At 37.7% G+C, this 2,779-nt stretch carries 4 protein-coding genes; 1 reads left to right on the top strand and 3 read right to left on the bottom strand.

The features are described from left to right. Positions 1–201 precede the first annotated feature (201 nt). The 3 genes from KNP76_RS15425 to KNP76_RS15415 form a co-directional block, all read right to left on the bottom strand. A complete protein-coding gene (locus KNP76_RS15425; protein WP_024372567.1) occupies positions 202–444 on the bottom strand; it encodes a hypothetical protein in 243 nt (80 codons plus the stop codon). Positions 445–699: 255 nt separating this feature from the next. Further along, positions 700–984 carry a hypothetical protein gene (locus KNP76_RS15420; protein ID WP_214845033.1) on the bottom strand — a complete coding sequence of 95 codons (285 nt, stop codon included), beginning with the start codon at positions 982–984 and terminating at the stop codon, positions 700–702. Between the two features lie 250 nt (positions 985–1,234). Then, positions 1,235–1,411 carry a DUF6440 family protein gene (locus KNP76_RS15415; protein ID WP_214845032.1) on the bottom strand — a complete coding sequence of 59 codons (177 nt, stop codon included), beginning with the start codon at positions 1,409–1,411 and terminating at the stop codon, positions 1,235–1,237. A gap of 113 nt (positions 1,412–1,524) precedes the next feature. Between KNP76_RS15415 and KNP76_RS15410 the strand changes: the two genes are divergently transcribed. After that, positions 1,525–2,262, top strand: a complete 738-nt coding sequence (locus KNP76_RS15410) for a geobacillin-26 family protein (protein ID WP_214845031.1) — start codon at positions 1,525–1,527, stop codon at positions 2,260–2,262. Positions 2,263–2,779: the final 517 nt, after the last annotated feature.

Genomic DNA, 2,779 nt, shown 5'->3' with positions numbered 1-2,779 from the left:
AATTTATTGGTTTGGTCAAATTTAGATTTAAAAGATCGTATAAATACTGTTTTCGCTCTACGTTGCGTGAAATAAAAACTCCACGCAATAATGACGACGGTCTCAAGCCAAAGTCTAAAAACAAACCAAAAACCGACTGAATTCACAAACTTTTAAAGTGAGTTCAGTCGGTTTTTAATCTATTTCACATCTACTTTTTGCTTAGTTATTTTCTCTTAAAAAATCTGCGTGACGAATTGTGATCGCTTTGTTTTTATCATCAATTGAAATCACACAGTCCCATGTGGGCTTTAACTGGATGACGTTATTTTCATCCAACCAAATGACTGCATTTAATTCGATGGAGCGATCGATCACGACCATTTTTTTATTCTGTTCATCAATTACAGGATTTAAATTTTCATCCAAAATCAATTTCCAATCGAAAAAGTTATTTGTTTTCATGAGAAAACTCCTTTTTATTTATTGATAATTTAACTATTAATGTCTAATGAATTCGTTCGTTTAGTAGCTTCTGATATAGATGTGATTGCTTTCTTTGAATGTTTTATCGTGTTCAAAGAGCATAAGGGGAAACTGCTATCACTTTCCGTGATAGCCCAGGCAGGGCCTGGGGTTTCCGTGATATCATCAAAAGTCCAAAAATGGCACGAAATGTGCCAGTGAAAACACGAAAGTGGCACGAAATGTGCCACTTTTTTATTCGTCGTTCGCGTCCATATACAACTTAAAAATGAAATTCCGCCGCGCTTCTCGTTGCGCTCGTGTCTTGATGTACGGATTCTCTTTTTCGTATTCGATGATGTCGCTTTCGAGGAAGAGGGCCGTCCGATTGTTCGCGACATATTGTACGGGGAGAGGGAATTGGTTCTCTCCTTTTTTGTCGTGAAGACTTTGTCTTGGCATATCCCAACGAAGAGAAAGGTCGGCGATCGTGAGTAGTTTTGGTATGTCGTTTGGTTTGATCATTCGTGGTCGTTGCATGTTGTTTTCGTCCCTTCACGAGATATCGGAGATAAGGAGTGCCCATTTACATACTGACACTTGTCAGGCAGTATTTTTATGGTCGCCCAGATAGTCGAGAAAAGCAACGGCTTTAGCTAAAGGTTTCGGAAGGGGACTGAACGGCTTGCTTTTAGAACTAGTTCGCGAAGAAAGGGGGAGCGACAATGTTTACGCTTTGATAAAACGACTGGGTAAGAGTTATTTCATCAATGGAAATTAAAAGATGAGGTCATCTTTTGACCTCATCCACTACTACTTTACCGTCTTTATCTAATAAAGGTGTCATGCCACTCAGCCCAATTCCGCTAGTCATTAAATAGTTTACGCCTGTATAAAGGTCTACGACGATTTTGACAATACCTCCACTAAGATGCTGTTTGGATTTCACTTCAAATCTACGTCCCAAATGATCATCTCCTCTCTGGATATAATAATCTCACAATACCTACCTAGCACGGAAGTAGTATGTTAAACTTTTGATGTAGAATAAATTTACAAAAATGGAAAAGAAGAATTGGCATGAATAAAAAAACTGTATTTACCCTGACTCTATCATCTATTTTGTTACTTAATTCAACTGCTACTTTAGCTAACGCAAGCACTCTAGGTACGATTAAACCGAATTTAAGCACTGAAACAATTGCTAATGAAGATCAAAATTCAAAAAGCGATATAGTAATACTTAAAGATGATAAAATCCAGAAAATTGTAAAAGAAATTACAAGTGATGTAATAACTATAGCAACTAATAATAAAGTGGAGAATGTTTTAACCATTGAAAAATATGATGTGAGTAACGATAGTCTAATTTCAACCGAAGTTATTAATTTAAATGAAATCCAATCGTTAAATCAACAAACTAATAAACTCTCTCCAGAGATGAAAGCATCTTCTGTTAACAAATCATACCAATATACTTTTACAGACCGAGAATATGAGATTTACTTCTTTGACAGTGGACGTGTGAATTGGCAAATCAGAAGTGATGATCGCAGAAAATCTGTTTCGGAAAATTCGGGTAACAGAACGAATTTGAAAAATTTCAGAGCTGCCGTGGAAAGAGTTAATTCGTCTGAGTTGGCTGTAATTTCAGCTGCTGGGGTTACAACAGCCGCTTCACTAATCACAGTATTTATGACTGGTGGTTTAGCTGCAGGTCTTGCGCTTACGACTGGTGGCGGGGCAGTTGCTACTGCGATGGTTACTATGAACTCAGCAGTTACAGATGCTGATTATTATTTTAACCGAGTTAAATAACAAGTGAACAAAATGAAAAATTGTCAGGTCGATTTTGAATCTTTCGGAAAAAAATCTTTTCTGGAAGCATAAAAATTTGCTAATATTAAGATAATTAAACATGGACGAAAAAAACCATTCCTCCCCTCACCAGTAGTTGGAAGCTTCTGATGAGGATCAATGGAATGGCTTTTGTTTAACCAAGTGCGCTAACACTGGTTAAACGGTGTACCCCCTGAACACCTCAGGAGGCACGTTTATAGGTACATACTACCCTGTTTTTTAAGTAAAAACAAGCGTATGAATCCTATCTACAAAGACCGTTTGACTGGAAGACGCCAGTTGGACGGTCTTTTTTTCGTCTTTCTATAAACTCATCTTTGTATTTTAGTTTATAGACTTTGAGATACATAGACACAAAAAACGACAGAGTTCTGCACTCGCTCTTAAAACGAGTAGGTTCATCCAGCCGACGCAGTAAAATGGATCGGTCATCACCGCAGTTCCAGCACGTGATGTGACGTTAGCAGGGGAAGGA

Origin of the sequence: Exiguobacterium sp. s150, assembly GCF_018618435.1 — a bacterium.
Lineage (GTDB): Bacteria > Bacillota > Bacilli > Exiguobacteriales > Exiguobacteriaceae > Exiguobacterium > Exiguobacterium alkaliphilum.
The sequence above is the reverse complement of the archived record's forward strand: the minus strand, read 5'-3'. Positions and strand labels throughout refer to the sequence as shown.